The sequence below is a fragment of the Mycobacterium colombiense CECT 3035 genome (assembly GCF_002105755.1).
Taxonomy (GTDB): Bacteria; Actinomycetota; Actinomycetes; order Mycobacteriales; family Mycobacteriaceae; genus Mycobacterium; species Mycobacterium colombiense.
This window is the reverse complement of record NZ_CP020821.1, coordinates 4,753,649-4,776,304: the sequence shown is the minus strand read 5'-3', so window position 1 is coordinate 4,776,304 and position 22,656 is coordinate 4,753,649. Positions and strand designations below refer to the sequence as shown.

Sequence of the window (22,656 nt, the reverse complement as noted above, 5' to 3'; positions counted from 1 at the left end):
CCTCGCCCGGCGCCTGCGAGTTGGATGGAGGCATGCAACTCCCACAAGGACTTGCCCGCTTCAACCGCCACGTCACCAACCCGATCCAGCGGATGTGGGCCGGTTGGCTCCCGTCATTCGGGATCGTCGAGCATGTCGGGCGGCGCTCGGGCAAGCCGTACCGCACGCCGGTCAACGTGTTCACCACCGATGTCGAAGGCAAACCCGGGGTTGCCATCCTGCTGACCTACGGGCCGGACCGGGATTGGCTGAAGAATCTGAAGGCCGCCGGAGGCGGGCGGCTGCGCAGCAAGGGCAAGGAATTCGGCATCGCCGATCCGCGCGTGGTCACCAAGGACGAGGCCGCGGCGCACGTAACACGCCGGGCGCGAGCGGTTTTCGCGCGGTTGCCGTTCGAGCAAGCGGTGTTGCTCACGCGGACTCCCTGACCATCGGGTGATGCGGATCACGGGGATCGTCGAGCGGGCGGTCGGGCTGGACCGCGGCCGACCGGGCGGCCCCGCCAACGCGGTGGTCGACTTCTCCCACCACACCGTCTCGCTGGTCGCGGTGATCACCGACGTGATCCGGAACGGACGGCCCGTGGTGGGGGTGGCGTTCGATTCGATCGGGCGGTTCGCCCAGAGCGGGATCCTGCGCGACCGGATGATCCCGCGGCTGCTGGCCGCGCCGCCCGCCGCGCTGCTGGATGAGTCCGGATGCGTCGATCCCGCCGCGGTTTTGGCGTGCGCACTCACCGACGAGAAGCCCGGCGGCCATGGCGACCGGGCGGCGGCCGCGGCCGCGCTGGAGCTGGCCTGCTGGGACCTGAACGCCAAACTGCGCGACGAGCCGGCCTGCGTCACCCTCGCCCGCCACGCCGGGCGTGCGCCCGCGGCATCGGTGCCCGTCTACGCCGCCGGCGGCTATTACTACGCGGGCGGCGGCATCGACAGGCTGCGAACGGAAATGCGTGGATACCTCGACGCGGGTTATGACGCGGTCAAGATGAAGATCGGCGGCGCAGCGCTGGGCGAGGACCTCGCGCGGGTCGAGGCCGTCATCGAGACCGTCGGCGACGCGAAGCGGGTCGCGGTCGACGCGAACGGCCGGTTCGACCGGGCCGAGGCGACCCGCTGGGCGGGCGCGCTGGCTCCCTACGGCCTGCGCTGGTACGAAGAACCCGGCGAGCCGCTGGATTACGCGCTGAACCGGGCGGTGACGGAGTGCTATGACGGCGCGGTGGCCACCGGGGAGAACCTCTTCTCGGTGCCGGATGCGACGAACCTGGTGCGCTACGGCGGCATGCGGCCCAATCTCGATGTCTTCCAGATGGATCCGGGACTGAGCTACGGGCTGACCGAGTACCTCCGGATGCTCGACGTCCTGGAGTCTCATGGCTTTGATCGCCGCTTCGCCTTCCCGCACGGCGGTCATCTGATCAACCTGCACGTGGCGGCCGGGCTGGGCCTGGGTGGCTGCGAGGCCTACCCCGGCGTGTTCGCGCCGTTCGGCGGCTACCCCGACGCCTGCGCGCTGTCGGCGGGACGGGTCTCGCCGACGGACGCCGCGGGCTTCGGGCTCGAGCAGAAGGCGGGCCTGGCCGAACTGATCGCCGAGCTGACCGACGGGAGAGCGTGCGGATGAAGATCGCGGTAATCGGTTGCGGTGCAATGGGTTCCATCTATGCCGCCAGGCTGGCTGCGGCGGGCAACGACGTGCTGGCGATCGACCGCTATCAGCCCGCGATCGATCAGATCGCCCGGCACGGGCTGCGGGTCACCGGTCCGGGCTACGACCGGGTGGTGCCGCTGCGGGCGAGCACCACCGCGCCGGACGAGGCGATGGATCTGATCGTGCTGGCCGTGAAGGCCGCCGACGTGTCAACCGGTGCGCGACAAGCGATTCCGATGCTCGGTGCCGCCACCCCGGTACTGACCATCCAGAACGGCCTGGGATCAGCCGAGACGGTGGCGGGTATCGTCGGCGAGGAGCGGGTCGCGGTCGGCATCGCCAGCGGATTCGGCGCGGCGACCGTCGCCCCCGGGCACGTGCGGCACAACGCCATGAAAGCGATGCGCTTCGGCGCTTATTCGTCGCTGCCGCTCGCGACGGTCGAGTCGATCGCGCGGGCGTGGAGCGACGCGGGATTCGATGCCGCCGCGGTCACCGATATCGCCGCCATGCAATGGGAGAAGCTGATCTGCAACGCCGCCTACAGCGCACCGTGCGCGCTGACCGGCATGACCGTCGGCCAGGTGATGGACGACCCGGACATGGCGCCGGTCAGCCAGGCGGCCGCGACGGAGGCGTGGACGGTCGCGCGGGCCTCGGGCATCGCGGTCGCCGTCACCGATGCCGTCGAACACGTCCGTGCCTTCGGCGCACAGATGCCCGGCGCCAAACCGTCGGCGCTGCTGGATCACGAGGCGCACCGGGTCAGCGAGATCGACGTCATCAACGGCGCGGTCCCGCGCCAGGGCGCGCGGGTGGGTGTCGCGGCGCCGGTGAACGCGACCCTGACCGCCCTGATCAAGTCGATCGAACGGCGATGGAGCTGATTGTCCGGAAAGTTCTGTGCCGCAGCGCAATCCGCGCGGTTTTCGGCTGAGCGCTCGACCTTGCGTCACGCCCGTCGGTACCGACTAATCACCTGTCATGTGACGTTGGATTTCGCTAGCGCTCATGCGACGGACTCAGTCCGCCGACGCGCCCGCGTGATCGCGCCAGGACGTACAGCCCCAGCACCACCGCCCAGGACAGCAGGCTGAGCCACAGCTGGCTGCGGGCGGTGTGGTCGAACGCCATCTGCACCAGCACGGCGGTGATCCCGGTGAGCGTGAGAATCGACAGCACCGGGTAGAACCACATCTTCACCGTCAGCTTCTCCGCGGGTGTCCGGCGGCGAAGGATGATCTGCGAGCACGCGATCAGCCAATAGACGAACAAGATGATGGCGCCCGACGAGTTGAGCAGGAAGAGGAACACCGTGTTCGGCGCGACGCGCGCCATGACGACACATCCGAATCCGACCGCCGACGAACACAAGATCGCGAAGTGGGGCACGCCGCGCCCGCTCAGTTGGACCAACCGCCTCGGCGCTTCGCCGCGCTCGGCGAGCACGAACAGCATGCGCGACGCGGTGTAGAGACCGGAGTTCAGGCAGGACAGCACCGCGGTGAGGACGACGGCGTTCATCACCTGATCGGCGCCGGAAAGCCCCATGTGTTTGAGCGCGGCAACGTAGGGCGAGGCGCCGAGTTCGACGGAGTCCCAGGGCAACAGCACCACGAGCAGGAAGACCGAGCCGACGAAGAAGATCCCGATGCGGGCCACGACCGATCGGGTCGCCTTCTGCACCGCGAGCTCGGGATCGCGGCTTTCGGCGGCGGCAACGGTGACGATCTCGGCGCCCACCATGGAGAAGATCACCACCACGATGGCGGCGAACACCGCGCCGACCCCGTGGGGAAAGAATCCACCGTGCGATGCCAGATTGGCCAGGCCGCCGTGATGGCCCGGCACCAACCCCAGGACGTACACCGTCCCCACCACCAGAAAGATCACGATCGTCGCGACTTTGATTCCGGCGAACCAGAATTCGAATTCGCCGAAGGACGATACCGAGAACAGGTTGGTCGCGGTCATCAACAGCATCAGGCACAGCGACAGCAGCCACAGCGGCGCATGGAACCAGTAGTTGAGCACCTTCCCGCCGGCGACCGCCTCGAAGCCCACCACGATCACCCAGAAGTACCAATACAGCCAGGCGACCGAGAATCCCGCCCAGCCGCCCAGGGCCTTGGCCGCGTAGTCGGCGAACGATCCGGTCGACGGGTTGGCGGCCGCCATCTCGCCCAGCATCCGCATCACCAGCACGATGAGCAGGCCGCAGAGGGCGTAGGTGAGGAACGCCGCGGGGCCGGTGTCCTTGATCACCACACCGGACCCGACGAACAGACCGGCGCCGATCACGCCGCCGAGGGCGATCATGCTCAGCTGCCGCTGCGACAATCCTTGGCGCAGTTGTGGATTGCTAGCCATTCCGGACCACGCTTGTTACCACAGCACATCGGCGACCCGGATGCCAAGCGGCGTCGCTTAAAGATACAGGTCGCGGTCCCGGATCAGGGCCGTGGCGATCACACTGATCACCGCGGTCACCACCAGATACCCACAGGCCAGCCAGGGCGCCCCGCCGACGGCCGCGATCAGCGCGGTGAGAATCATCGGCGTCACCCCGGACGCGTACACGCCGGAGAACTGGTAGACGAACGATAAACCGGTGTAGCGGGTGCGGGTGGGATACAGCGACGAGTAGAGGGTGCCTTGCGCGCCGTAGAACAGCGCGTGCACCACGCCGAACACGAGGATCATCGCCAGCCCGAACCAGACCAGGTTTTTGGTGCCGAATAAGGCGAACGCGGGGAAGGCCGCCAGGCCGTAGAGGGCAACCCCCACCAGGTACACCCGTCGTGCACCGTACCGGTCGGTCAACGCTCCCGAGACGGGCAGCAGCACCGCCATCAGCAAGGCGGCGATGGTGACCACGACCAGAACCGAGACCTTGTTGAAGCCCAGCGCGCCGGTGGCGTAGCTGATCGCGAAGACGCCCCAGGTGTTGAAGGCCGAGCCCTCCGCCCAGCGAGACAGCAGTCCCAGCAAAGTGTTTCGCCGTGAACGGGGTTCACGGACGATGTCCCGGATGGGCACGGTGGACGCGGCCTCCATTTCGCCCAACTGACGGAACGCGGGGGTCTCTTCGACCCGCAGCCGCACCACTATGCCGATCGCCACCAGTAACACGCTCAGCAGGAAGCCGATGCGCCAGCCGTAGGACAGAAAGCGCGTCTGGCCCAAGGCAACCTGCAGGAACGCGAAGACGCCGGTGCCCAGGGCCAGGCCCAGCGCCAGCCCGACCTGCGGAATCGCCCCGTAGCGTCCGCGCCGGTCGCCGGGGCTGTGCTCGACGGCCAGCAGCACCGCCCCGCCCCACTCGCCACCCAGCGCGAAGCCTTGCAGCACCCGCAGGACCAGCAGCAGCACCGGCGCCCACGCCCCGACCTGCGCGGCCGTCGGCAGCGCCCCGATCAGCGCCGTCGCGCCGCCCATGATGAGCATGGTCAACGCCAGGCTGCGCTTACGACCGATCCGGTCGCCGATGTGGCCGAACGCCAGGCCCCCGATGGGCCGCATGACGAACCCGACGGCGAACGTCGCGAACGCCAATAGTGTTCCCACCAAAGAACTCTCGTTGGGGAAGAACACCTTGTTGAAGACCAGGCCCGCCGCGGTGGCGTACAGGAAGAAGTCGTACCACTCGACCGTGGTGCCCAGCAGGCTCGCCGCGACCACGATGCGCAACCGCCGGCGCTGCTGCTCGGACGATTCGTCAACCGCGTCGGGTCCCGTGATGGCGACTGCGGACGCGGGCAGGGTGGACGCCATGACCCCTTAGTGCGCCGAGGCGACGGCGAACGGCGTGGCCGCCGCGGGATGCGATTGGCGGTTGGGGTGGCGCCACAAGCCCATCCGCTCGAGCAGCGGCAGGACACCCTCACCGAACCAGTAGGCCTCCTCCAGGTGCGGGTAACCCGACAAGATGAAGTGGCTGATGCCCAATTTGGCGTATTCGGCCAGCCGCTCGGCGACCTCGGCATGCGACCCGACCAGGGCGGTGCCCGCTCCCCCGCGAACCAGGCCCACCCCGGCCCACAGGTTGGGCGCGACCAGCAGTCTGCCGCTGTCCCCGCCGTGCAGGTCCAGCATGCGGCGCTGGCCCTCGGATTCGCTGCGCGTCAGGCTGGCCTGCACCCGCTCGACGTCCGCCGGGTCGATCGCCGCCAGCAACCGGTCGGCCTCGGCCCACGCCGCGGCGGACGTGTCGCGGCTGATCACGTGAATCCGCAAGCCGTACTGCAGGATCCGGCCAGCGTCGACGGCCAGTCCGCGAATCCAGTCGAGCTTCTTGGCGACCGCGCTCAGCGGCTCGCCCCAGGTGAGATAGACGTCGGAGTGCTTGGCCGCCACCGGCCCGGCCGCCGCCGAGGACCCGCCGAAGAACACCGCGGGGATCGGGTCGGGCGGGTTGTTCAGCTGGGCGCCCTCAACCTGAATGTGTTCTCCGGCAAAGGTAACCGGCTCGCTGGAGGTCCACAGCCGGCGCACCACGTGCAAAAACTCGGCCGTGCGGGCGTACCGCGCCTCCTTGTCCAGGAAGTCCCCGTAGGCCCGTTGCTCGTGCGGTTCGCCGCCGGTGACGACGTTGAGCAGCAGCCGTCCCTGCGAGTGCCGCTGGAAGGTGCCGGCCATCTGCGCGGCCAGGGTCGGACTCAGCATCCCGGGACGGAATGCGACCAGGAACTTCAGGCTCTCGGTCGATTCGACCAGCATCGCCGTCGTCAACCACGCGTCCTCACACCACAATCCGGTGGGTGTGAGGACGGCTTCGAAGCCGTTGTCCTCGGCGGCCGTGCAGATCTGGTGCAGATACTTCAGCGTGGCCGGACGGTCGCCGGACATCGCCGTGCCGTGTCCGCCCGCGACCAGATTCCGCGAGTCGCCGTAGGTCGGCAGAAACCAATGAAAGGCCAGACTCAATTCACAATCCTCTTTCGTTCCTGTGCACAGGCACCCCATCCTGCTGAAGTCGGAGCCGCCGGGGGAGGGTTGAAACCTGCGAGATTGCATCCCCGGCCCGACACCGCCATCACAAGCGGCCGCGGTCGTCACGCGACGGTCGCCGGCACCGGGCGGGCTGCCGGCATGACCGCGTCTCTCGCTGTCCCAGAAGGCAATACGATCGCAATGATTCGGACGGCGGCGGCGGGCGGATTCGGCGCTACGATGATCACGATCTCGGGCGATGCCGCAACTCGGCGCGGGCACCGGCCGCGCCGGGCGGCGGGTGAAAAATCACCGCTTCGGCACCGAAAGATCACGCCAGATCACACAATGCTTCCAATACGGCGTGGCTGGGCGGGTAATCCCCGCTCAGGGCGGCATTATTGCGATCATGCCTGACCTCACACGCCGAGCGGTGCTCCGGATGGGCGCCGGTGCCACCCTCGGAGCCGCCGGCGTGCTCTCCTTCGGCTCCCTGCTGGCTCCGGCCGCCTCGCGCGCCGCGACGCTGCCGCAGGCGCCCGCGCCGTTCGAGCCGCCGACGGCGGGCAAGACCCTGCCGACCCGGCTCACCGGGTCGTTCGTGTCGGCGGCCCGTGGCGGGATCAAGACCAACTACGTGATCGCCATGCCGCCGGGCCAGACCGGTTCGCTGCGCCCGGTGATCGCACTGCACGGCGTGGACGGTGACGCCAACCAGATGCTCGACATGGGCGTCCCGGACGGCCTGGCCCAACTGGCCAAGGAGGGCAAGCCGCCGTTCGCGGTCGTCGGCGTCGACGGCGGCAACACGTACTGGCATAAGAGGACTTCCGGCGAGGACTCCGGCGCCATGGTGCTCGACGAGTTGCTGCCGATGCTGTCCACCATGGGCTTCGACACCTCCCGGGTCGGTTTCATGGGGTGGTCGATGGGCGGGTACGGGGCGCTCCGGCTGGGCGCCAAGCTGGGGCCGGCACGGACCGCCGGCATCTGCGCGATCAGCCCGGCGCTGTACACGTCGTATCCGCTGAGTGCGCCGGGAGCGTTCGACAGCAACGACGACTTCGTGCAGAACAGCGTGCTCGGCCTGCCGGCGCTGAATGCGATTCCGCTGCGGGTGGACTGCGGCAACTTCGACCGCTTCTATTTCGCCACAAAACAATTCGTCTACCAGTTGAAGACCCAACCGGCGGGCAGCTTCTCCCTCGGCGGACACGACATCGCCTACTGGCGCAGTCAGCTGCCCGGTGAACTGGCCTGGATGGCGACCTAGCCCACGCAGATGACACTTCGGGAGCAATCAGTCGCCGGCAGCCCACACCCATCTGCGCGGCGGACCTCCCGAAACGGATTTCGGCCCGACATCGAGGGACTGCGCGCCGTCGCGGTGATCGCCGTCGTGCTCTACCACGCGGGCATCCCGGGAATCACCGGCGGCTATATCGGTGTGGACGTCTTCTTCGTCATCTCCGGCTTCCTGATCACCGGCCTGCTCTTCCGCGAGGCGAGCACCACCAATACCGTTGCACTGGGCCGGTTTTACGGCGCACGCGCCCGGCGCCTACTGCCGGCCGCCGCCATCGTCGGCACCATCACCGCGATCGGTGCCGCCGCGGTGCTGCCCCCGCTGCAGGCGCGCAGCGTGTTCCTCGACGGCATCGCCAGCGCGCTGTACGTCGGCAACTACCGGTTCGCGCAGCGCGGCACCGACTACCTGGCCTCCGACGCCCCGTCGCCGTTCCAGCACTGCTGGTCGCTGGGCGTGGAGGAACAGTTCTACCTGGTGTGGCCGGTGCTGATCATCGCCGTCGCCTGGGCGGTGCGGCGCATCCCGCGTCTTCGTGGGGCGGCGACGCGCGCGACCCCGTACGCGGCGGTGCTCGCGGTGGTCGCCGCGGCGTCGTTGACGGCGGGCGCGCTGTGGACCCGCACCTCGCCATCGTGGGCGTTCTTCTCACTGCCCACCCGCGCGTGGGAACTGGCCGCCGGTGGCCTGGTGGCCCTGTCGCTGCAGCAGTGGCGCCGGCTGTCGCTGCGGACCGCGGCGGTCGTCGGCTGGGGCGGACTGGCGTTCATCCTGTTGACCTGCACCCAACTCAATTCCCACACACCGTATCCGGGCACCGAGGCGCTGCTGCCGGTGCTGGGCACCGCGCTGATCATCGGCGGCGGCGCCGTCACCGGCGGCCTCGGGCCCGGCCGCCTGCTGTGCCGCCCGGCGATGCGCGCGGTCGGCCGGATCTCGTACTCGTGGTACCTGTGGCACTGGCCGGTGCTGCTGCTGATGCCCGCGCTGCTCGGCGAGCCCGCGGGGCTGCCGGCCAGGCTGAGCGCCACGGCCGTCTCCGCCGGCCTCGCCGTCATCACCCTGCACCTGGTGGAGAACCCGGGCCGCTTCGCCGCGGCGCTGCGCCGGTCGGCGAAGGTCAGCCTGGCCGTGGCGGGCGGCGCCAGCGCCGCCACCGCGTGCGCGTGCCTGCTGCTGCTGAGCGCGATCCCGGCCCCGGTCGGCCACGGGGTGGCCGCCCCGCGCGCCAACATCATCGCCACGCCCCCGGCCAACGTCCCCGCCGTCGGCCCGCAGGAGGCGGCGGTTCGTCAGGCGTTCGAGCAGGCGCGGGTGGCGCTCGCGGCGGCCGTGGGCATGCGAGCCGTCCCATCGAACCTGGACCCGCCGCTGGCCAAGGCGCCCGCCGACAAGGCCGCCGTGTTCGTCAACGGCTGCGTACGGTCCTGGCGCGACGTCGGACAAAGCGAGTGCGCGACGGGCGACACCGCATCGCCCACCACCGTCGCCCTGATCGGCGACTCGCATGCCGCGATGTGGAATCCGGGCTTCGAGCAGCTCGCCGAGCAGCGGCACTGGCGGCTGGAGACGCTGGCCAAGGTCACCTGCCCGCTGCAGGAGCTGCGCATCACCAGCCCGTACCTGGGTCGCGAGTACACCGAATGCGAACAGTGGCGCGCCCAGATCATGGGCCGGATGAACACCGAGCACCCGCGCCTGATCGTGCTGGACATGAGCCGGCGCTACGGCGCCGACTTCGGCTTCACCTCCTATGACCCGGCGTGGAGCGACACCCTGGGACGCACCGTGGCGCAGCTGCGCGGCACCGGCGCGACCGTCCTGGTGCTGGGGCCCGCCCCGGACCCGCACTCGTCCACGCCGGCGTGCTTGTCCGCCCACCTCGACGACGTGAACGCCTGTACGCCAACGAGACCCGCGGCGGTGGACGGTGACGGCATCGCCGCCGAGCAGGCGGTAACGGCCCACAACGGCGGCCACTACGCCGACCTGACCGACATGTTCTGCACCCCCGACCGCTGCCCCGTCATCGTCGGCAACACCCTGGTGTTCCGCGACGACAACCACGTGACAACCGAGTACGCGCAGTTGGTGGCACCGCTGATGGGTGCGCTCGCGGACCGCGCCCTGGCGAGCGGGTGAGTAGCGAATGAACTTCCCATGGCTGACCAACGTCAGATCAGTGAAGGGTATTTGGAGGTTTTAGTGTCATGTCTCCGCTGTTGCTGGTCGGCATCGCAGTAGCCGCGCCCTTCGCCGGGATCGCGTTCCTGCACGTTCAAGATCGCTTGGAACGCTGGGACTACGAGCGGCACGCCAACGACTGAGGCCCACGCTCACGCCAAACTCGCTGTGTCATCGCGGGTTCAGCTCGCCCAGAAGGCCGCCCGGCACACCTGAGTCAGGTCGACAGCTGCGTGCGGATCAGCGGTGCGATCTTGTCCGCCATGTATTGATGCCCCGCGTCGTTCGGATGCACGCCGTCGGCGCCGATCAGGTCGGGCCGGCCGACGAACCAGTGTTCGGCGATCGGGTCGATGAACGTCGCCCCCGCCGCCCCGGCGGCGCCGGCGAGGACGTCGCGAATCAGGAACATCGACGGCGGCACGTCGGCGGTCGGCCATGGCGGTCCGATCACCAGCAACCGCGCCGCCGGCGCGAGTTGGCGCGCCACATCCAAAGCGGCGTTGGTCTTTACGGTCAGGGTCGCGGGGTCGACGCCCTGGTCGTTGCGGGAGCCGAAGAACACCACCAGCGCATCGTCCGGCTGGACCGCCCTGGCGGTCAGGTCCTCGAAGATGCTGCCGTGGTCGCCGGGTGTGGCATAACCGGCTCTGCCCTCGGCCGCCACGCTGCCCGAGATCCGCGAACCCCGCGAACCGAGCACCTGCCAGGCGCGCACCGGCCACGATCTCGAGCCCAGGCCGCCCTCATTGGTTCCGGTGGTATACGAATCCCCCACCACTGCCACGTGATTCAGCCGGAAGTCGAGCGTCAGCGTCTCGTAGGTGCGCACCTGCGCCGGGTATGCGATGGCAACGCCCGCCAGAAAACTCACCCCAATGAGAAAGGTGGCCAGACGACTCACTCTCACCTCCACTGTCAACGGCATCGTCGGGTGCCGCCGCGTCCTCGTCGAGTATTCCCCGTGAGACGCGGCCGGCCGCTGAGGCGGCCATCACACCGCGCGGGCCGAAACCGCTTCCAGCGGACGGTCGATCGGATGCAGCTTACTGTGTGAATCGCCGGGATCGCTTCGCGCGCTGACGGCCTTGACGTCGACCATCTTGCGCATCCACCGGCGCGCCGGCTCCTCGACGCCGTGATACAGCAGCACCGAGAGGACCAGGGCAATCGCGAGCAGGCCGATGACGTTCCATTTCCACGGGTTATCCAGGGTCGGGAGCTCGAATTGCTCCACGGCCCAGCCCCAGGCGGTGTGCACCAGCTCATGGACCATGTACAGGCAGAACGAGATCTTGCCGCCGTACACCATCACCCGCGTCGACAACACCCGCGGCAGGCTGCCGAGCCCGATGGCCAGCGATATCACCAGCGGAACGAACAACACGTCGACGACGCCGCCGCTGTCGTTCTCCACAACTCCCGATATCGGGTGCGCGCCAAACCAATACAGCACGCCGATCATCGCGGCCAACAGCAGCAGGGAGACATATCCGGCGACGCGACGACCACGGTCACTCAGCCGCAGCCTGCGCACCGCGGCACAGGCCAGCGCGCCCGCCGTGAACTGCGTCACGATGCGGGGCAGCCAACTCCACGGCGTGTAGAAGTGGCCGCTGGCGAGCAGCATCACCACGGGCGGCAGCGATGCGGCGAAGGCCAGGAGCATCAGGCTGCGCGCCCTGGTCGCCTTCTTCATCCGTAGCAGCACCAGCACCAGGACGGCGAACAGAACGTAGGCCAGCCACTCCGCACTGATCGACCAGGCCGGCCCGTCCCAACTCGAGTCGTCGAAGAACGGCACAAACCACAACTGCACCAACAGGATCTGGCGCACGTAGCTGATCGCGGTGAGCGAAGCGGCGTCCGGCGACGGCACATGACCGACGTGCAGGGTGAAGATCACCCACAGGGCGGCGAGGTGCAGGGTGACCAGGTACACCGGCCACACCCGGGCCAGGCGCAGCCACAGGAAGTGCAGGGTCGCGCGCGTCGACCACGCCCGGCCCATGCGGTCGAGATAGTTGTACGTCAGCACGAACCCGCTGAGAATGAAGAACAGGTCGACGCCCTGGGCACCGCAGTTGAGCACCGGCGCGAGCGCGTCGCGGAAGTCAGGCGACACGTCGCCGAGCATCGGCCGGAAGTGGAACAGCACCACCCAGAGCGCGGCGACGATACGGAGGCCCGTCAGGGCGGTGATCTCGCCCTTGATCTCTCCGCCCCGCACGCTGCTCTTCCCGTCCGAATCCTGCTGCTTCGTTCCGCTGCTACTTCGGCTGAGCGGGAATTCTCGCCATTTCACAAGCCCCCCGACTAGCAACCGGCAGCCTAGGCAGCCTAGCAGCGGAATCGGCGGCATGCGTGGACGGTTGTGGTGTGGCATACGGCCTTCCGGGGTAATCCTGTAACCCCGGTAGCCCGCTGGGCGTTTGCTCAGCCCCACACTCGCGGTGGGCCCGCGATCGCTTCTTAGCAAAGCGTTAGACACGGCTTCCGGTCTCCTTAGGCTTGCGGCCTAACGTCATGAACACCCTTTGGTGAGCGTGGAGGCGCCCCCCGAAGACGGCGCGAGCGCCACGGAGAGTGAGGGGTCCTCATGACGATCGCAGGCAGCCAGACCGGCCACGACAACTGCGTGTTTGACTGCGAGGGCGCACAGATCCGGGCGCACCACCGCCACCTGGCGACCGTGGTACACATTCGCGGCGAGATCGACGACGACAATGTCGATCGCATCAGCGACCACATTGCGCGCTTCACGCTCGGAGAAAATCCCGTGGTGCTTGACGTGGCCGACGTCGATGAATTTGCTGAGGCCGGCATCTCGCTGCTCTACGCGTTCGATGCCGATTGTCGTGCCGCCGGGGTGGATTGGACCCTGGTGGCCAGCTCAGCGGTGACGCAGGTGCTGGATGACACCGGTCACGACGCCAGTTTTCCGATCATGCGCTCGGTTCACGAGGCGCTGCAGGATCGGGCCGACGCCATCGCGCTTCGCCGTCGGATGGCGTTGCCGCTGGTCAGGAAGACGCCTTAGCGCGCGACCGCGCACGGAGCAGCCTGGCGGTCCCGAGGACCGCCAGCACGCCGGCGCTCGTCAGCAGCACCAGAGTCAGCAGCAGCAGCTGCGGGTCGTACGACAGCGACGTGGTGGAGGGCTGCCCGTCCGCGATCGGTGCCACGGTCACGGTGTGGTGCGAGTGCCACCACGTCAGTCCCGAGCACACCAGCGCGACGCAGGCCAGCCCGAACTCGAGCGTCGCGCGGTAGCGGGCGTTCATTGCGCCGTCCCGGTGTCGTCGTCCCAGTCCCCGTCCATCGATCGGGTGGGCTCCACCCGCTCCTGGACCAGTGGCGTCAGCGCGGCGCGCAGCTGACGATGGCGGCGCGCCCAGGCCTGGGCCGTGCGGTCGCCGGTGAGCTTGAGACCAATGCCGACGCGCCCGCGGGGCACGCCGACCAGTTCCCCGAGCGCCCGCGACGACTGCCATCGCGCCAGGTCTTTCCCCGAGGCTTCGTTGTTCTCGGGCTCCGGATACACCTTGACGATTTCGCGGACCAGGATCGTTTCGGTGCCCTGGCGCAGGGCGTCCTCGGTGAGCTCGACCGCGACGTGGATCCGTGCCGCCTTCACCTGTATGCCGAGAAACGCCGATACCAGCACCAGGAAGATCGCGGGGACCACCAGCGACACCGGGGCACCGCTCCAGATCTCGATCAGCACCATCGCCACCGCGGCGGCCGGCCCGCACGCCAGCCACCACCAACTGGCGCCTGGTTCGTAGAACAAGCGCTTCGGTTCGGTGTCGCCGTCGGTTGACCCTGATGTCAAAGCACGCCCCATCTCACGAGAGCCACCCTGCCGCATCCGCGGCCCAATAGGTGAGAACGATATCGGCCCCGGCGCGCCGGATGCTGGTCAGCGACTCCAGCGCCGCCGCGCGCTCGTCGATCCAATTGTTCGCGGCCGCAGCGCAAATCATCGCGTACTCCCCCGACACCTGATACGCCGCGACGGGAACCGGCGAAACGTCCGCCGCGGCCGCGACCACGTCGAGATAACTCATCGCCGGCTTGATCATCACGATGTCGGCGCCTTCGTCGAGGTCGAGTTCGATCTCGCGCAGCGCCTCGCGGGCGTTGCCGGCCTCCTGCTGATAGGTGCGCCGGTCCCCGGAGAGGCTGGAACCGACCGCCTCCCGAAACGGGCCGTAGAACACCGACGCGAACTTGGCGGCATACGCCAGAATCGCCACGTCGGTGAAGCCCGCTGCGTCCAACCCGTCGCGGATCGCGCCCACCTGCCCGTCCATCATGCCGCTCGGCCCCACCACGTGAGCGCCCGATTCAGCTTGCGCCACAGCGAGATCCACATAACGCGCCACGGTGGCGTCATTGTCGACCCGCCCCCGGGCGTCGAGAACGCCGCAGTGTCCGTGATCGGTGAACTCGTCCAGGCAGGTGTCGGCCATCAACACGGTGGCCTCGCCGAGGTCCTTCGCCAAGTCGCGCAACGCGACGTTGAGAATGCCATCGGGGTCGGTTCCGGACGACCCGATCGGATCCTTGTCCGCATCCCGGGGCACACCGAACAGCATCAGCCCGCCCACGCCCGCGGCGACGGCACTGGCGGCGGCGGCGCGCAACGAATCACGGGTGTGCTGCACCACGCCGGGCATGGACGTGATCGGTCGTGGTTCGTCGATGCCGTCGGCGACGAACATCGGCAGCACCAGATGCCTTGGCTCCAAGGACGTTTGGCCCACCAGCCGGCGTAGAGCCGGGGTGGTGCGGAGCCGGCGCGGACGGTGCCGCGGGTAGGCACTCATGCTCGTTGAGTGGCGACCCGCTGCGCGCGTTCCGCGCTTGCGATCGCGCCCCGGCCCCATGAGTGGCGACCCGCTGCGCCCGGCTTCGCCGCGCTTGCGATCGCGCTCCGGCCCCATGAGTGGCGACCGGCTGCGCCCGGCTTCGCCGCGCTTGCGATCGCCACTAGCGCCTGCGGCTCTTTTTGCGCGGCGGCGGCAGCGCACCCTCGGCGCGCAACCGCGCGGCGTGTTCGGCCAGCGCGTCGACCAGCGGGCCGACCGCGGCGGTCTCGGGCTGGACATCCACCCGCAGACCGAATTCGGCTGCGGTCTCGGCGGTCTTGGGACCGATGCACGCGATGATCGTCCGCGCGTGCGGCTTCCCGGCGATGCCGACCAGGTTTCGCACGGTGGAGCTGGACGTGAAGCACACCGCGTCGAAACCACCGGTCTTGATCATTTCGCGCGTTTCCGCCGGCGGCGGTGCGGCGCGCACCGTCCGGTAGGCGGTGACATCCTCGATCTCCCAACCACGTTCGCGCAGACCCTCGGCCAGCGTCTCGGTGGCGATGTCGGCGCGCGGCAGCAGCACCCTGTTGACCGGGTCGAAAATGCTGTCGTACGGCGGGAAGTCGTCCAGCAGACCCAGCGAGGACTGCTCGCCGGCCGGCACCAGTTCGGGACTGATCCCGAACGCCCGGACCCGGTCGGCGGTCGACTCGCCCACACACGCGATCTTCACTCCGGAGAACGCGCGCGCGTCCAGACCGAACTCACCGAACTTCTCCCACACCGCGCGCACCGCGTTGGTGGAGGTGAACACCACCCACTGGAAGCGACCGTCGACCAAACCCTTGACGGCCCTTTCCATCTGGGCGGGGCTGCGCGGCGGCTCGACGGCGATGGTCGGCACCTCGATCGGCAGCGCGCCGTAGGAGGTCAGCCGCTCGCTCATCTCGCCGGCCTGGTCCTTGGTGCGGGGCACCAGCACGGTCCAGCCGTACAACGCCCGGCTCTCCCACCAGTTCAGCTTCGCCCGGCTGGCCACCGTCTTGCCGATGGTGACCACCAGCGGACCGGTCAACGGGCCGGCGGGGTCGGTACCGCCCAGCACCGCCGAGTCGGTCAAGCCGTGCAGCGTGGTCTCGATGGAACGCTGCTGACAGGTGGTGCCCTGCGCGGTCACCACGCACGGGGTGGTCTCGGCGAGCTCGTGCTCGATCAGGGTGCGCGCCGCGTCGGCCAGGTGCGACGACGTGGCCTGCAGAATCAGCGGGCCGGGCGCCGCGGCCAGCGCCTCCCAGTCGACATGTGGGTCGCGCACATCGGCGACCGTGTGCGACGAGCCCAGCGGCAGCCCCGCATACGTCGGGACAGCATCGCTGGGAGCCAGGCCGGGCACGATCTCGATGTGCAGGTGGCTCCGCGCGATCGCGTTGACCTCGGTGATGACCCCGTCGACCGTCAGCGGGTCGCCGGGCACCAGCCGCACCACGTCGACGCCCGTGCGCGCCTCGGCTGTCAGCGTCTTGGCCACCTCGGCGGGGTCACCCAACGCCGGGCGGATATCGGGACCGCCGCAGATCACCGCCGGTTGCACCTTGCCCTGGTCGGCACCGCCGTCGCCGTTGGTGGCGGCCGGCTCGGCCGGGGCCGGTCCGGACACGGGTGGCAGGTCTTTGCCGATCAGGGCCAGCACCGGCTCAGGCACGTCAGGGTCGGTGAACACCAAAGCGGCGTTCGCCAGCACCGTGGCGGCCCGGGTCGTCAGCAATCCCGGGTCACCCGGGCCGGAGCCCACGTACGTGATGCGGCCGGGTGTCGGCTTACGCCCTCGCGTCGTCATTGTCGCTCCCACGTAACTCGCATTTAATTTCCTCGCGCCGGGTCTTGCCGCGCTTCGCTCATCAGCTCTCGGGCGCCCAGCTCGAACAGCTCCGCGGCCACCGAAAGCCCAAGCTCTCGTGCCCGATCGGGACTGCCGATTCCGGACGCGCGGATCACGTCGGACCCGTCCAGCGCCGCCACACAGCCGCGCAGCGACAGCTCTTCGAAGATCCGGCCTTCCTCATCGATGGACTCGACCACTTCGGCGATCGCGCCCACCGGTGCGGAGCAACCGGCCTCCAGTTCGGCCAGCAGGGCTCGCTCCGCGGTGACCGACGCACGCGTGTCGGCGTCGTCCAGTTCCGCCAGCACTGCCGCTAACCGGGTGTCACCGGCACGGCATTCGACGGCGAGCGCGCCCTGAGCCGGTGCTGGCAACATCTGCACCGGCTCTAGCGTCTCGGTGACATCGTCGAGGCGACCGATCCGGGCGAGTCCCGCCCGGGCTACCACGATCGCGTCGAGATCACCACTGCTTACCCTGTTCAACCTGGTATCTAGGTTGCCTCGTAGGGGGCGGATTTCCAAACCGAGACCCAATGCTCTAAGCTGCGCGGCCCGCCGCGGCGACGAGGTGCCCACCAGCGAACCGGCTGGCAACTCCGCGAGCACCAGTCCGTCGCGCGCGACCACCGCATCGCGCGGGTCGTTGCGCAGCGGTATGGCCGCCACAGCAAACCTCGGATCGTCCGCGGTGGGCAGGTCCTTGTGGGAGTGCACGGCGGCGTCGACACGGCCCTCCTCCATGGCCTCGCGCAGTGCGGTGGTGAAGACACCCACCCCGAGCGACTCGATGGGCTCCGACGAGCGGTCCCCGGCCGTGGTGATGGTCACCAGCTCCGCCGGGTGTCCCAGCGCGATCAAAGCGTCTCTGACGACCCCAGCCTGGGTGGTGGCCAGCAGGCTGCCCCGGGTGCCTATCCGGATCACGTTCGCCAGTCGCCTACTCGGCGGTTTGCTGCGGGGTGCCCGCGTCGAATCCGCTTGCGATGACTGGCAATTCGCCCGCGGCCACGGCATCGACGGCGGTCTGGTCAAGTTCGAAGAGTTCGCGCAACGCCTCGGCGTAGCTGTCGCCGCCGGGCGCGCTGGCCAGCTGCTTGATCCGCACGGTCGGCGCGTGCAGCAGCTTGTCCACTACCCGTCGCACGGTGCGGGCCACCTCTTCGCGCTGGGCGCTCTCGAGCCCGGGCAGCCGGTTGTCGAGGCGCAGCAGTTCCGCCTCGACCACATCGGCGGCGCGCTGGCGCAGCGCCGTCACCGTCGGCGTGACCTCGGCCATCCGTTGTCCGGCCAGGTAGGCAGCAACTTCGGTGGCGACGATGGTGCGCGCCGCGTCGACGTCCGCCGCTGCGGCGTGCGCCGAGGGCTCGTGCTGCACGCGGTCCACATCGACGACCCAGACTCCGGGCAGACCGGCCACCGCGGGGTCGACGTCGCGCGGCATGCCCAGGTCGCAGATCACCAGTGGGTTCTTCTCTTCGTCGCGGTGCGCCGCGGCCAGCGCGTGGTGCACGTCGGCAAGGGAGACCACCGGGGTCACCGCGCCGGTGCAGCTGACGACCACGTCGGCGTCCGCCAGGGTGTCGGCCAGGCGCTCGAGCGGCACGGCGTGGGCCCGCACGCCGGCGTCGCGGATCTTGCGGACCAGGCGCTGGCCCCGCGACAGCGACCGGTTCACCACGTGCACCTGCCCGATGCCGGCACGCGAAAGGTGCGCCGCGGCCAAAGCGCCCATCGCTCCGGCGCCGACCAGGACCGCGGTCTTGCCCGACAACCCACCCAGGCGGCGTTCGGCCATGTTCAAGGCGACGGACACCACCGAGGCGCCGGCGGCGTCGATGGCGGTTTCGGAATGCACCCGCTTGCCCACCGACAGGGCGCGCTGGGCCAGCTCGTGCAGAATTCGGCCGACGGTGCGGTTGGTCTCGGCGTTGGCGTAGGCGCGGCGGACCTGGCCGAGCACCTGCTGCTCGCCGATCACCGCGGAGTCCAGGCCGCTGGCGACCGCGAACAGGTGCTCGACGGCGGCCTCGCTGTAGCGGACGTACGCGTATTTGGTGAGGTCGGTCATCGACATGCCGGACTGTTCCGACAGCACCTGCCCGATCACCGCTAACCCGCCGTGGAACGCGTCCACCACCGCATAGACCTCGACCCGGTTGCATGTCGACAACACCATCGCCTCGGTCACCAGCGGCGACTGCAACACCCGGTCGACGATCTTGCCCTGATCGGACTCGTCGATGCTGAGTTGTTCCAGGACGGAAACCGGCGCACTGCGGTGCGAAACCCCGAAGAGCAAGACGCTCACGGCAGCATCACCTGGCCAGCTCCCTTGCTTCCTCCAGTAACTGAACTGCTGTCCACGGTAAACGTTTATCAGCTGGGCTACCAAATAATTGCCCCGCGCTGGCCGAGCGGGCGGTGCCGGACTGGTCAGCGGCCGAGATCGGCCCGCAATCGGGGCTCATCGATCTCCCAGTAGCTGTGTTCGCGGCCGTCGAGCAGGATCACCGGCAGCCGGTCGCCGAACTCGGCCCGCAGCGCGGTGTCGCCGGCCGCCGCGGCGGCGTCGACGTCGGTCATCGACAGCTCGAAGCCCAATTCATCGGCCAGTTCGACCAACCGGGCGTGCACGCGCTCGCAGATGCTGCACCCGTCGCGGGTCAACAGTTCCACCCGCGGCCGGCCGGTCCCCTCGGTCATGGGCACCAGTGTCTCACCGGTGACTTGTGAGGCCGTCTACCAGGCGTTACGTTCCGACCATGGCCGACGAAACGCTGCGGGTCGATCCCGTCGTCATGCAGGGCGCTGCCGTCTCGCTCAGCGGTGCGGCCGAGCAGCTCTCGGCCCAGCTGTCCCAGCTCGACGATCAGGTGGGTCAGATGTTGGGCGGTTGGCAGGGCGCGGCGGGCACCGCGTACGGATCCGCGTGGGAGCTGTGGCACAAGGGTGCCCGCGAGGTGGAGCTCGGATTGTCGATGCTGGCGCGCCTGGTGGGTCAGGCCGGCGGCGCCTATCAGAGCAACGAGGCCGGGTCCGCCCAGGCGGAGCGGTCGGTGCGCGGTGGCTGAGGCGTTTCGGGTAGATCCGCAGGCGTTGGCCGAAGCGGTGCAGCGGATGGCGGCGTTTCAACGCTATGCCGAAGACATGATCGCCGAAATCGATTCTCGCGTAACGCGTTTGCACACGTCGTGGACGGGTGCTGCGGCGGCGGCGCATGCCGAGGCGCACCAGCACTGGGTTCGCGGCGAGGCGATGATGCGTGAGGCGCTGGCGCAATTGGAGAAGGTGGCGACGACCGCGCACGGCAACTACACCGGCGCGATGTCGACGAACCTCGGCATGTGGTCGTGAACACATGGCGCCGCTGGCGTGTGACCCGACTGCCCTAGACGGCGCCGGTGCCACGGTGCTGGGCATCGGCGTTTCGTTGGGGTCGGCGATCTCGACGTTGACCACGGCGCTGGCCGGCAGCGCGGGCATGGCCGGTGACGATCCGGTGGGTGCGGCGGTGGGCCGCGCCTACAACGGCGCAGCGGCCAAGGTGATCGAGGCGATGACCAGCACCCGCAATGGGCTGTGCAGCATCGGCGACGGCGTGCGGATGTCGGCGCACAACTACGCGCTCGCCGAGGCGATGTCGGATGTCACGGGCCGCACCGCGAGTCTGCCGCCACCACCGATGACCGCGCCGCTGGCTCCGGCGGCTCATCCGCCATCGGCCGTCGGCGCCGGTAGCAGCGCGCCGGCGGGCTGGAGCTGGGTCGCGCCGTATATCGGAATGATCTGGCCCACCGGCGATTCGGCGAAGTTACGCGCCGCCGCGGCGGCGTGGACGACCGCGGGTGCCAGCTTCATGACGACCGAGATGGCGGCAGGCGGCGCCACGATGGCCGCCGTTGCCGAGCAGCAGATTCCCGAGGCCGCCGCCATCAACAAAGCGTTGGCCGATGCGACCGGCGCCACCATAAGCGTTGCGGGGCAATGCCAAACGATCGCCGCGCAACTCAATGCCTATGCGGCCAAGATCGATAAGGTCCACGCGGCGATCCTGGATCTGTGTCGCGCATCTGCGATCCGCTGACCGGGATCAAAGAGGTCTGGGATCTGCTGACCGACGAAGACGAAGACGAGATCAAAAGAATCGCCGACGACATCAAGACGGTGGTCGACAGCTTCGCCCAGGAAGCCGACACGCTCGCCGACCAGATCACGGCCACCATGTCCGAGGCAGCCACCGCCGCAAAGGATATGGCGCACTGGGCGGACAAAGAGTGGGACCACTTTTTACACGGGACACCAGTCGGCAGGGCGCTCAATCAGGTGGGCCAGACATTCAAAGGGATCGGCGTCGAGGGTTGGGATCTCGTCAAAGGTCTGTACGACATCAGCCAATTCCACGCGCTGCTTGACCCGAAGGGTTACGGCGAGACCATGAGCGGCATGGTTGCCGGGGCCGGGGCGCTCGTCGGCTTGGGGCCCGACGGAGGGCCCGGAGTCGCCGAGTCCTGGAAGGCGCTGGGTAAGGACATCACGCACTGGGACGAGTGGGGCAAAAATCCCGCCGAAGCGCTCGGAAAATCGATCTTCGACGTGGCGACGCTCGCCCTTCCTGGCGGACCGCTCTCCAAGCTGGGCAAAGTAGGGCATGGTGCTGCCGATGCGCTGAAAGGCCTGAAGAAACCGCCCGAGATTCCGAAGCCACCGTCGGTCAAACCTCCGGCGGAGCCTCCCCCGGCCGCCCCCAAGCCGCCCGAGGCGGCCCAACCGGCGCCCGCGCCGCAGGGCAAGCCGGGGCCGTCGGGCAAGCCCGCGCCTGGGCCCGCGGATGGTCCACTGCCGCACAGTCCCACCGAGTCCAAGCCGCCGCCGGTCGAAAAGCCGGCTGTTGCCGAGCCGCCCAAACCCGCCGAGCCGCCCAAACCTGCCGCCGCGCCTGCTGAGCCGGGTGGCAGGCCCCCGGCGCCCGTCGAGCCGAGCGGCAGGCCGCCGGCGGGAGACGCTCCGCTGCCCCATTCACAACCGCCCGAACCGGTCCCTGCCCATGCTCCGGCGTGGCCCGCCGAACCCCCGGCCGCGCCGACTCCCCATGCCGGTCCTCTGCCAGGAGCCGCACCGGCAGCTCCGGCGGCCCCACACTTGCCGACGCCGCCGTCTGCCCCAATGGCAGGCGGAATCCCCGCCGAAGTGCCGCCGGGCTTGGGTGAGGTTCCCCACGGCGGGGAGCCTCCCGCGCACCCGCCGGAGCCGCCGCATCCTCCTGACGGCATGCCGCCCGGATCGGGAGACGGCGGTCCGCATCCACCCGGTGACGGCCATCCGCATGGCCAGTCCAACGGTGATCCGAACGACCCGAACGGTCACAGATCGCACGATCCGAGTACGGATGACGGCAGCGACCACCATTTACCACTGCACCCGCTTAACTCGGATGATCTGGCCGCCCTGGCGCACTACACTGGGCCGGGATACCAAGACCTAAATTCTGCCCTTAGGGAAGGCGCGTTGGACGCATCTCAACAGGCCCGTGTTGACGCACTGCACAAAGCGTTGGAGAAGCTCCCGATGTATGAAGGCGCCGTGGTTCGAGGTACAAATCTGCCGGCCGATGTGCTCGAACAGTATCGACCCGGAGAAATAATTACCGAGCCCGCCTTTACTAGCACCTCAATGGACCATACTGTAGCTCAGTCACCTACTTTCGCCGGAAACACCGAGTTCCGGATATGGTCGACTACGGGACGAGATGTTTCTTCCGTGTCGATGTTTCCCGGCGAGCAAGAGATATTATTCCCGGCCGGATCAAAATTTTACGTCCTAAGCAAAATTGTGGATCCACAGACAGGCAGGACGATTATCGAAATGATCGAACGCTGA

Annotated in this window: 20 protein-coding genes and 1 pseudogene; 9 read left to right on the top strand and 12 right to left on the bottom strand. The window is 68.7% G+C overall.

All coding sequences use genetic code 11. The features are described from left to right. The first annotated feature begins 32 nt into the window (after positions 1-32). Genes B9D87_RS22490 through B9D87_RS22480 form a run of 3 tightly spaced genes read left to right on the top strand, consistent with a single transcriptional unit; the run spans position 33 to position 2,540 of the window. Positions 33-428, top strand: coding sequence for a nitroreductase family deazaflavin-dependent oxidoreductase (locus tag B9D87_RS22490; protein ID WP_007768175.1), 396 nt, complete (start codon positions 33-35; stop codon positions 426-428). 10 nt (positions 429-438) lie between these two features. Next, positions 439-1,626, top strand: coding sequence for an enolase C-terminal domain-like protein (locus B9D87_RS22485; RefSeq protein ID WP_007768185.1), 1,188 nt, complete (start codon positions 439-441; stop codon positions 1,624-1,626). After that, the gene (locus tag B9D87_RS22480; RefSeq protein ID WP_007768186.1) at positions 1,623-2,540 is read left to right on the top strand and encodes a ketopantoate reductase family protein; all 918 of its coding nucleotides are present in this window, start codon (positions 1,623-1,625) and stop codon (positions 2,538-2,540) included. The genes B9D87_RS22485 and B9D87_RS22480 overlap by 4 nt, the downstream gene beginning before the upstream one ends. Positions 2,541-2,655: 115 nt before the next feature. Here B9D87_RS22480 and B9D87_RS22475 read toward each other — a convergent pair whose 3' ends face one another. Genes B9D87_RS22475 through B9D87_RS22465 form a run of 3 tightly spaced genes read right to left on the bottom strand, consistent with a single transcriptional unit; the run spans position 2,656 to position 6,579 of the window. Next, on the bottom strand, positions 2,656-4,023 hold the full coding sequence (locus B9D87_RS22475; protein ID WP_040629271.1) for an amino acid permease: 1,368 nt from the start codon (positions 4,021-4,023) through the stop codon (positions 2,656-2,658). Positions 4,024-4,080: 57 nt separating this feature from the next. After that, the gene (locus B9D87_RS22470) at positions 4,081-5,427 is read right to left on the bottom strand and encodes an MFS transporter (protein WP_007768190.1); all 1,347 of its coding nucleotides are present in this window, start codon (positions 5,425-5,427) and stop codon (positions 4,081-4,083) included. A 6-nt stretch (positions 5,428-5,433) separates the two neighbouring features. After that, positions 5,434-6,579 (bottom strand): LLM class flavin-dependent oxidoreductase, encoded by a 1,146-nt coding sequence (locus tag B9D87_RS22465; RefSeq protein WP_007768192.1) that lies wholly within the window; start codon positions 6,577-6,579, stop codon positions 5,434-5,436. 415 nt (positions 6,580-6,994) lie between these two features. On the opposite strand from B9D87_RS22465, the gene B9D87_RS22460 reads away from it, so the two are divergent. Together B9D87_RS22460 and B9D87_RS22455 are read left to right on the top strand one after the other, a co-directional pair. Continuing rightward, on the top strand, positions 6,995-7,858 hold the full coding sequence (locus B9D87_RS22460) for an alpha/beta hydrolase (RefSeq protein WP_100882060.1): 864 nt from the start codon (positions 6,995-6,997) through the stop codon (positions 7,856-7,858). Positions 7,859-7,867: 9 nt separating this feature from the next. Then, positions 7,868-10,033, top strand: coding sequence for an acyltransferase family protein (locus tag B9D87_RS22455; RefSeq protein WP_040629279.1), 2,166 nt, complete (start codon positions 7,868-7,870; stop codon positions 10,031-10,033). A 259-nt stretch (positions 10,034-10,292) separates the two neighbouring features. Here the strand turns inward: B9D87_RS22455 and B9D87_RS22450 are convergent, their stop codons facing one another. Beyond that, a complete protein-coding gene (locus B9D87_RS22450; RefSeq protein WP_007768201.1) occupies positions 10,293-10,979 on the bottom strand; it encodes an Rv0518 family GDSL lipase in 687 nt (228 codons plus the stop codon). A 90-nt stretch (positions 10,980-11,069) separates the two neighbouring features. Next, complete coding sequence (locus tag B9D87_RS22445) at positions 11,070-12,305, bottom strand: acyltransferase family protein (protein WP_007768203.1); 1,236 nt, start codon at positions 12,303-12,305, stop codon at positions 11,070-11,072. Between the two features lie 369 nt (positions 12,306-12,674). Between B9D87_RS22445 and B9D87_RS22440 the strand changes: the two genes are divergently transcribed. After that, positions 12,675-13,115: an STAS domain-containing protein gene (locus tag B9D87_RS22440; RefSeq protein ID WP_007768204.1), complete on the top strand. Its 441-nt coding sequence runs from the start codon at positions 12,675-12,677 to the stop codon at positions 13,113-13,115. Here the strand turns inward: B9D87_RS22440 and B9D87_RS22435 are convergent. The 7 genes from B9D87_RS22435 to B9D87_RS22405 all read right to left on the bottom strand — a co-directional run bounded on the left by B9D87_RS22435 (position 13,099) and on the right by B9D87_RS22405 (position 19,482). Further along, positions 13,099-13,359 (bottom strand): hypothetical protein, encoded by a 261-nt coding sequence (locus B9D87_RS22435; protein WP_007768206.1) that lies wholly within the window; start codon positions 13,357-13,359, stop codon positions 13,099-13,101. The genes B9D87_RS22440 and B9D87_RS22435 overlap by 17 nt on opposite strands. Further along, complete coding sequence (mce1N, locus tag B9D87_RS22430; protein ID WP_044483691.1) at positions 13,356-13,922, bottom strand: transport-regulating membrane protein Mce1N; 567 nt, start codon at positions 13,920-13,922, stop codon at positions 13,356-13,358. Before mce1N ends, B9D87_RS22435 begins: the two co-directional genes overlap by 4 nt. 1 nt (position 13,923) lies before the next feature. Beyond that, entirely contained in the window at positions 13,924-14,907 is a 984-nt protein-coding gene (hemB, locus tag B9D87_RS22425; RefSeq protein ID WP_007768210.1) for a porphobilinogen synthase, read from the bottom strand. A 163-nt stretch (positions 14,908-15,070) separates the two neighbouring features. Beyond that, the gene (locus tag B9D87_RS22420) at positions 15,071-16,732 is read right to left on the bottom strand and encodes a bifunctional uroporphyrinogen-III C-methyltransferase/uroporphyrinogen-III synthase (protein ID WP_007768213.1); all 1,662 of its coding nucleotides are present in this window, start codon (positions 16,730-16,732) and stop codon (positions 15,071-15,073) included. Between the two features lie 23 nt (positions 16,733-16,755). Further along, positions 16,756-17,703 (bottom strand): hydroxymethylbilane synthase, encoded by a 948-nt coding sequence (hemC, locus tag B9D87_RS22415; RefSeq protein ID WP_007768215.1) that lies wholly within the window; start codon positions 17,701-17,703, stop codon positions 16,756-16,758. 13 nt (positions 17,704-17,716) lie between these two features. Continuing rightward, positions 17,717-19,087 (bottom strand): glutamyl-tRNA reductase, encoded by a 1,371-nt coding sequence (locus B9D87_RS22410; RefSeq protein ID WP_007768217.1) that lies wholly within the window; start codon positions 19,085-19,087, stop codon positions 17,717-17,719. A gap of 125 nt (positions 19,088-19,212) precedes the next feature. Next, positions 19,213-19,482 carry a glutaredoxin family protein gene (locus tag B9D87_RS22405; protein WP_007768218.1) on the bottom strand — a complete coding sequence of 90 codons (270 nt, stop codon included), beginning with the start codon at positions 19,480-19,482 and terminating at the stop codon, positions 19,213-19,215. Between the two features lie 59 nt (positions 19,483-19,541). Here B9D87_RS22405 and B9D87_RS22400 point away from each other — a divergent pair, with 59 nt between their 5' ends. The 3 genes and pseudogenes from B9D87_RS22400 (at position 19,542) to B9D87_RS27640 (ending at position 22,656) form a co-directional block, all read left to right on the top strand. Continuing rightward, entirely contained in the window at positions 19,542-19,850 is a 309-nt protein-coding gene (locus tag B9D87_RS22400; RefSeq protein WP_007768219.1) for a WXG100 family type VII secretion target, read from the top strand. Then, entirely contained in the window at positions 19,843-20,133 is a 291-nt protein-coding gene (locus tag B9D87_RS22395; protein WP_007768220.1) for a WXG100 family type VII secretion target, read from the top strand. Before B9D87_RS22400 ends, B9D87_RS22395 begins: the two co-directional genes overlap by 8 nt. A 4-nt stretch (positions 20,134-20,137) precedes the next feature. Then, positions 20,138-22,656: pseudogene (locus tag B9D87_RS27640) on the top strand (ADP-ribosyltransferase).

Coding starts and splice junctions, on each gene's coding strand:
- B9D87_RS22490 (WP_007768175.1), top strand. CDS start 33: ATGCAACTCCCACAAGGACTTGCCCGCTTCAACCGCCACGTCACCAAC.
- B9D87_RS22485 (WP_007768185.1), top strand. CDS start 439: ATGCGGATCACGGGGATCGTCGAGCGGGCGGTCGGGCTGGACCGCGGC.
- B9D87_RS22480 (WP_007768186.1), top strand. CDS start 1,623: ATGAAGATCGCGGTAATCGGTTGCGGTGCAATGGGTTCCATCTATGCC.
- B9D87_RS22475 (WP_040629271.1), bottom strand. CDS start 4,023: ATGGCTAGCAATCCACAACTGCGCCAAGGATTGTCGCAGCGGCAGCTG.
- B9D87_RS22470 (WP_007768190.1), bottom strand. CDS start 5,427: ATGGCGTCCACCCTGCCCGCGTCCGCAGTCGCCATCACGGGACCCGAC.
- B9D87_RS22460 (WP_100882060.1), top strand. CDS start 6,995: ATGCCTGACCTCACACGCCGAGCGGTGCTCCGGATGGGCGCCGGTGCC.
- B9D87_RS22455 (WP_040629279.1), top strand. CDS start 7,868: ATGACACTTCGGGAGCAATCAGTCGCCGGCAGCCCACACCCATCTGCG.
- B9D87_RS22440 (WP_007768204.1), top strand. CDS start 12,675: ATGACGATCGCAGGCAGCCAGACCGGCCACGACAACTGCGTGTTTGAC.
- B9D87_RS22435 (WP_007768206.1), bottom strand. CDS start 13,359: ATGAACGCCCGCTACCGCGCGACGCTCGAGTTCGGGCTGGCCTGCGTC.
- mce1N (WP_044483691.1), bottom strand. CDS start 13,922: ATGGGGCGTGCTTTGACATCAGGGTCAACCGACGGCGACACCGAACCG.
- hemB (WP_007768210.1), bottom strand. CDS start 14,907: ATGAGTGCCTACCCGCGGCACCGTCCGCGCCGGCTCCGCACCACCCCG.
- B9D87_RS22420 (WP_007768213.1), bottom strand. CDS start 16,732: ATGACGACGCGAGGGCGTAAGCCGACACCCGGCCGCATCACGTACGTG.
- B9D87_RS22405 (WP_007768218.1), bottom strand. CDS start 19,482: ATGACCGAGGGGACCGGCCGGCCGCGGGTGGAACTGTTGACCCGCGAC.
- B9D87_RS22400 (WP_007768219.1), top strand. CDS start 19,542: ATGGCCGACGAAACGCTGCGGGTCGATCCCGTCGTCATGCAGGGCGCT.